Raw genomic sequence first — 6,175 nt, forward strand, 5'->3', positions numbered from 1 at the left:
CAGGATCCATGAACCTCTAAATAATGATAATAGTCCCTTTTAACGTTCCCCTTAAGCCCACTCCCCTGCCATTGCCGGAAAATCAATATATGGATTTCGGTTACCTTGGATTTCGAAGATGGCCTGATTGCGGTGTTTTTCATAAAGACTGACCGGGAATTGACGGTGCCATTCCAATAAAAGGGCTACATTAACCTTGTCTTGATTAATCATGCCTACATATCGCAGTAAAAAATACAATGTGGCCCTAGCCACAATCCCTTTACCGTATTCAGGCTCAAATTTCCCTTTTTCAGCTTTACCACACCCCACTTTTATAGCACGTGCTTTTAATTCTTCTGGAGTATAATCCACGAAGTCGTGATAGGAGAAATTCCCTCGGCTACTGTTACAGGTGGGTTCACAGGCAAATAAATGGTGCAAGTCCCCCCTCATCGGTTCTTTTTTACTAAACCATGACTGAGGAACAACATGCTCACAATTGAGGGTCATGCTTGCAGCCTCAGTCGACTGAACCCCTTTAGACATTAATTCAAGCAGTCGAATATCTTCTTCGATGACTTCGACAGGGTCCATACCTTTACCTGAGTATAAGCTTTTCAGTTTCCCGTCTTCCTGAAGGTCGACCCATGGGTACAAAAAACGGTGGGGAGAATAGCTTGGCTGGTTTGCATGTGAGATTGTCAGCAATGAACTCAGTTTTCCCTTAGTCCAGGGACCGCCATTATAATATGTTTCTCGACATTTCTGATCATCCTTTTCATCATAATAGTCCCGGCTCCCTTTAAGAGTTTCATGCTCGGCTATAGCTCTTTCCCGTTCGATTTCCAATAGCTCCATAGTATACCTCATCCTTACACCCCTTTTAACTAAATTTTACCATACCTAAAGTTTATTAGGGTTTAGGCAGAAAGAAAAGGTGCTTTAGAAGGGTCTAGCGAAGAATTTCAATGAAGTGGGTCAGAATGGTTGCCGTCAATCCCCAAATTACCCGATTCTCGTACTGATAGAAATATTCAGTGGTCTGTCTTGGCTGCCATTTGTAATTCTCTCCACCTACAATTAAATCATGTGGGAAATTTTCAAGTGGCTCAACTTTAAAATTCACATGATATATCTCTGGAGGCCTCTCCATAAAAAAAGAAAGCGGGACCGTAAAAACCGTTTCAACTTCAGCTGGATTTGGGGACAGCGGTTGATCCCTCGGTATAAAACCTACGTACGGATAAACAATCATCCCAAAAGGTGAAACTAGATAATCGATAGGAAATACATTATAAATATCTTCCATTTGCACACCAAGTTCTTCGTATGTTTCACGAAGGGCTGCTGTCTGCTCATCCAAATCAAGATGATCAATTCTTCCACCCGGAAAACAAATATCACCGGGCTGCCTTCTTAGTTGATGTGAGCGCTCTTCGAAGAGGACATGTATTCCATCTTCCTTTTCAATGAGAGGTAACAAGACTGCATACTTTGCGAAATTTCCACTTCCTAAAATAACAGGCGTATGTAAAGTTAATTTTTTCGTTATATCTTCATTATTCATGAACTGCACCTCTTTTGAGAGTTAATAGATTCATTGCCTCAAATCAGTTTAATATTTTCAAAACATGCGGAACCGAAATGCATTCCTTTATTATGTACCAAGATGACCACTTTTTTAAACGAAAAATGAATCAAAATATCTTATTATAGTGTATCATTCCCAGTCGATAATGAACGAAAAAAAGAACAGAATAATATAACTTCTGTTCCCCGATTTAAAGATTAATCTTTATAACTCTGCTAGCGCTTGTTTTAAAGTTGTTACAATGAAGGCATAATCCTCTTCGGTAATGCTTAAAGGGGGCGCCAATGTCAACACATTATTAAAGCCGGCTACCGTATCTCCATTTTTACCGATAATCAATCCTTTTTGCTTGCACGAAGAAATGATACCATTCATTTCGGAAAGAGCAATCGGACTTTTTGTTTGTTTATCTTCCACAAGTTCAATTCCGACTAACAATCCTTTACCGCGTACATCCCCAACGTTGGGATGGGATTTCAATTCATCTAAATCCTTTAAAAGACGAAGGCCTAATTCTTTCGAGCGTTCAATCAGGTTTTCATTTTCGTAAATCTCCATATTTTTCAAGGCCAGTGCGCAAGAAGCAGGATTTCCACCGAATGTATTTACATGTCGAAACCGGTCATACTCTTCTTTCCCAACGTAGGCCTCATATATTTCTCGTTTGACAGCTGTTGCCGATAAAGGAAGATATGCACTCGTAATCCCTTTGGCCATAGTGATTATATCTGGCTGTACATCATAATTCATATAACCGAACTTCTTACCCGTACGGCCAAAACCGCAAATCACCTCGTCTGAAATCAGAAGAACACCATTTTTATTGCATATTTCTTGAACCCTTCTCATATATCCTTCTGGAGGCATTAAAATACCGCCACCCGTTATAATTGGTTCCATAATAACAGCCGCTACTGTTTCACTCATTTCCCATGTGATGGCACGTTCAATTTCAGAAGCGCTTTTCTCACCACTTTCATCCTCGGGATTGCGATACGAATCAGGGGGTGTCACGTGTAGAAAACCTGGAGCAAGTGGTTCGTATTTATACTTTCTTTGTGCCTGACCGGTTGCTGCCAAGGCACCCATTGAATTCCCGTGATAAGACCGGTAACGGGAAATAAATTTATAACGTCCATGATTTCCTTTTTGCTGATGATACTGACGGGCAATTTTAAACGCTACTTCATTCGCTTCTGAACCGCTATTGGAAAAGAAAATCACATAGTCTCCGCCAAGCCAATCATTTAATTTCTCCGCAAGTTTAATCGCGGGAACATGGCTGTTCGTTAATGGGGAATATGGAAGTTCCTTCAGCTGTTCATAAGCTGCTTCTGCAAGTTCATCCCTACCATATCCCACATTGACACACCATAACCCCGACATGCCATCCAGGTATCGATTTCCATCGATGTCAGTAACCCAGGCACCCTTTCCTTTTTGAACTACCATCGTCCCAGGATTTGGTCCAGCACCCTTCATATTATGCCAAACAAATTTTTCGTCCATTTCTTGTAGATCTTTCGTATTCTTTTCAACTTGCATAGTCCTCTCCACCCCTTTCCATTCTATAAAGAAAGGTCGACTCTATATATGCACGACCTCTATTCCCTTATCAGTGACTAGTATTGAACGTGGTTACATGATGAATAACTGCCTTTATCAACTTTCTAAAAATGCTATATCCTGTTTTTATTATATTTTTAAAATGAAGCTTTTACATTAGACATTTTGTATAGTAAATGAACAAATATTTAAACATTTTGTTTGCCTTACTGCACTCTATTTAAATAGCATCTTTTTCGCCTAGGTAACACACATATTGATGTCTAAAAAAGAAGTTTAATTGAATTCCGATAATAGTTTACGTATAATTCAGAAAAGTGATACAGAGAGGAGAATGGTTATGAACTACAGGAAAATCATCATAAGCCAAAATTTAGATGAGCGATTATTGGAAAAAATACAAGTGTTGATTCCTGAATGGAAGATTATCACAGGTAGAGATCCAGCTATTTGGAGCGATCATATTCATGACGCGGAAATAATTGCAGGCTGGAAAACAGAAATGAAGCAACTTATAATGAATGGAGAAAGAAAGAATCTAAAATGGATCCAAACATGGAGTGCAGGAGTAAATGCTTTGCCACTGGATACTCTTGAAAAAGGTAATGTTCAGATAACAACGGCAAATGGCGTGCATGCCTATCCTATTTCAGAAACTATCTTCGCCTTAATACTTGCGTTCACTAGAAAAATAGATACATATGTTAAACAACAACAGAAGAAAATTTGGCATCATGCTCAAATGCAAGAAGAAATTCACAATAAAACGATCGGTATCGTAGGAGTGGGGAAAATTGGGAAGGAAACAGCCAAAATAGCCAAGGCTTTTGGGATGACTGTGCTTGGGGTTCGTCATTCCGGTAAATCAGAAGAGTTCGTGGATGAAATGTTCACACAGGATCAATTAATGAAGTTTCTTCCTAAATGTGATTACGTCATTGTTACTTTACCATTAACCTCGAAAACAAGGCATATGTTCGGCAAAAATGAATTCAATTTAATGAAACCTTCTGCTTTCTTCTTGAATATCGGTCGCGGCTCAATCGTCATTGAAAATGAATTGGTACAGGCCCTTGAAAATCAACAGATTGCAGGTGCCGGGCTTGATGTATTTGAAACTGAACCACTTCCAGAAAATAGTCCACTTTGGGAGATGGACAATGTCATCATTACCCCACATACTTCAGGAAATACTGAATTTTACGATCAACGGCTTATTGAAGAAATATTCATTCCAAATTTAAAGAACTACCTTCTTGGAAACATCCCTGAAATTAATTTACTTAATTACAAAAAGGGATATTAACACTATTCAATATATTCAGAATAATTATCGGTACTCTAGTCATTGCAAATTCCGACAGTATCTGTTATTCTTAAAAAGAATTATTTTTGTTCTTGAAGATTGATAAGTGAAACACTTTTCTTCTGAAAAATGAGCAAGGGTAGTAACACAATGTGTGGATTCACACTAGGAGGCAACAAAAATGGAACAAGGTAAAGTAAAATGGTTTAACGCAGAAAAAGGATTTGGCTTCATCGAACGCGAAAACGGAGACGATGTATTCGTACATTTCTCAGCTATTCAAAGCGAAGGTTTCAAATCATTAGACGAAGGTCAAGAAGTTACTTTTGAAGTTGAGCAAGGTCAACGCGGACCCCAAGCTACTAACGTTCAAAAAGCATAATAAGATCTCTCATATATAACAGACTCTACTTGAGAGTCTGTTTTTTTGTCTGATTGTTTTAATTCTAAAAAACAAAAAAACCCCATCAAAAGATGGGGTAAACGAAACAGGTTTAGTAAATGGTAACCAAAGTATAACACATTAAGAAACGAAACCCTAATTTTTCCGAAGAGTACAATAAACTTCTATTTATAAAGCCACCCTATAAATGATATTTCCAAGCTTCATTCAATCCCCCATGGATAGAACGGCGGCATATCTGTACTACTCTTCATAGTAAATTCAGGCTTTCTGTTTTCAAGAAAAGCTCCTATACCTTCTTTGGCATCTGCTTGTTTTCCAGTCCAATGGATCATCTTGGACTCAATTTTATGCGATTCGACTGGATGATTCGCTCCCAGCATCGTCCACATAAGCTGCCTAGACAATGTTACAGAAATGGAAGATGCATTTATCGCTATGTCATTCGCAATCTTCATGGCAGTTGCCATCAACTGATCGGGCTCGACGATCTCGTTTATTAATCTTGCCTCATAAGCTTCCTCTGCGGATATCATTCCGCCAGTAAACACCCATTCGGTTGCCTTTCCCATACCGACAAGTCTTGGTAGGAACCATCCGCTACAGGCCTCCATTGTAATCCCACGTTTTGCAAAATCAAAGCTCATTTCCGCATCAGAAGAAGCAATCCGCATATCCATCGGTAATGTCATAGTAATTCCGATACCGATAGCCGAACCATTAATTGCCGCTATAATTGGTTTCTTCATATCAAATATCCGTAAAGATAAGACGCCTCCAGTATCTCGATACTCCACCAAGGGAGTATGATCCATAAATGTTTCTACACCCTTTTCCAAATCCATTCCAGAACAATATGCCTTTCCCGCTCCAGTCAAAATAATAGCCCGTACATCATCATTTTCATCCGCCTTATCGAAGATATTTATCAGCTCCTGACACATCTTCTCATTAAAAGCATTCATTCTTTCAGGACGATTGAGTGTAATGATCAAGACATGATCAACCATTTCGGTATTAATTGTTGAATACACTATTATTCCTCCTTATACACAGGATGTAGGCATTCTATAAGTTGAATGCATTTTACATATAATTACATTTTATCCGTTTTATTTTCAAATTCATAGAATTAAGTAGGATTTTTAAAATATTGTACATAACTATTCCTCATGGAATATAAAGAAGGCCGGTTGCAGCATGTGACAAGGTAGTGACCCCTAAAAGTTAGTGTTTTCTTTATGCAGCTATTTGGCTGGCATGAGTTCGGTAGTTTACTGGACTCATGCTAGCCAGTTTTTGTTTAATTCGATCATTATTATAGTAA

At 38.6% G+C, this 6,175-nt stretch carries 7 protein-coding genes; 2 read left to right on the top strand and 5 right to left on the bottom strand.

Annotation, left to right across the window (positions count from 1 at the left end; genetic code table 11):
- Positions 1-51 precede the first annotated feature (51 nt).
- The 3 genes from ACIQXN_RS18950 to ACIQXN_RS18960 all read right to left on the bottom strand — a co-directional run bounded on the left by ACIQXN_RS18950 (position 52) and on the right by ACIQXN_RS18960 (position 3,118).
- The gene (locus ACIQXN_RS18950; RefSeq protein ID WP_402970228.1) at positions 52-852 is read right to left on the bottom strand and encodes an endonuclease I family protein; all 801 of its coding nucleotides are present in this window, start codon (positions 850-852) and stop codon (positions 52-54) included.
- 82 nt (positions 853-934) lie between these two features.
- Positions 935-1,549: an NUDIX hydrolase gene (locus tag ACIQXN_RS18955; RefSeq protein ID WP_402970230.1), complete on the bottom strand. Its 615-nt coding sequence runs from the start codon at positions 1,547-1,549 to the stop codon at positions 935-937.
- Between the two features lie 228 nt (positions 1,550-1,777).
- Positions 1,778-3,118: an aspartate aminotransferase family protein gene (locus ACIQXN_RS18960; RefSeq protein ID WP_402970233.1), complete on the bottom strand. Its 1,341-nt coding sequence runs from the start codon at positions 3,116-3,118 to the stop codon at positions 1,778-1,780.
- Between the two features lie 361 nt (positions 3,119-3,479).
- Here ACIQXN_RS18960 and ACIQXN_RS18965 point away from each other — a divergent pair, with 361 nt between their 5' ends.
- Together ACIQXN_RS18965 and ACIQXN_RS18970 are read left to right on the top strand one after the other, a co-directional pair.
- Positions 3,480-4,445 carry a D-2-hydroxyacid dehydrogenase gene (locus tag ACIQXN_RS18965; protein WP_402970235.1) on the top strand — a complete coding sequence of 322 codons (966 nt, stop codon included), beginning with the start codon at positions 3,480-3,482 and terminating at the stop codon, positions 4,443-4,445.
- Between the two features lie 181 nt (positions 4,446-4,626).
- Positions 4,627-4,827: a cold-shock protein gene (locus tag ACIQXN_RS18970; RefSeq protein ID WP_029714163.1), complete on the top strand. Its 201-nt coding sequence runs from the start codon at positions 4,627-4,629 to the stop codon at positions 4,825-4,827.
- 224 nt (positions 4,828-5,051) lie between these two features.
- Here ACIQXN_RS18970 and ACIQXN_RS18975 read toward each other — a convergent pair whose 3' ends face one another.
- A complete protein-coding gene (locus ACIQXN_RS18975; RefSeq protein WP_402970238.1) occupies positions 5,052-5,882 on the bottom strand; it encodes an enoyl-CoA hydratase-related protein in 831 nt (276 codons plus the stop codon).
- Between the two features lie 205 nt (positions 5,883-6,087).
- On the bottom strand, positions 6,088-6,175 hold an 88-nt coding region (locus ACIQXN_RS18980; RefSeq protein ID WP_402961742.1), incomplete at its 5' end, for an IS3 family transposase.

Source organism: Peribacillus sp. NPDC097295 (assembly GCF_044761665.1).
In the GTDB taxonomy this organism is placed as follows: Bacteria; Bacillota; Bacilli; order Bacillales; family DSM-1321; genus Peribacillus.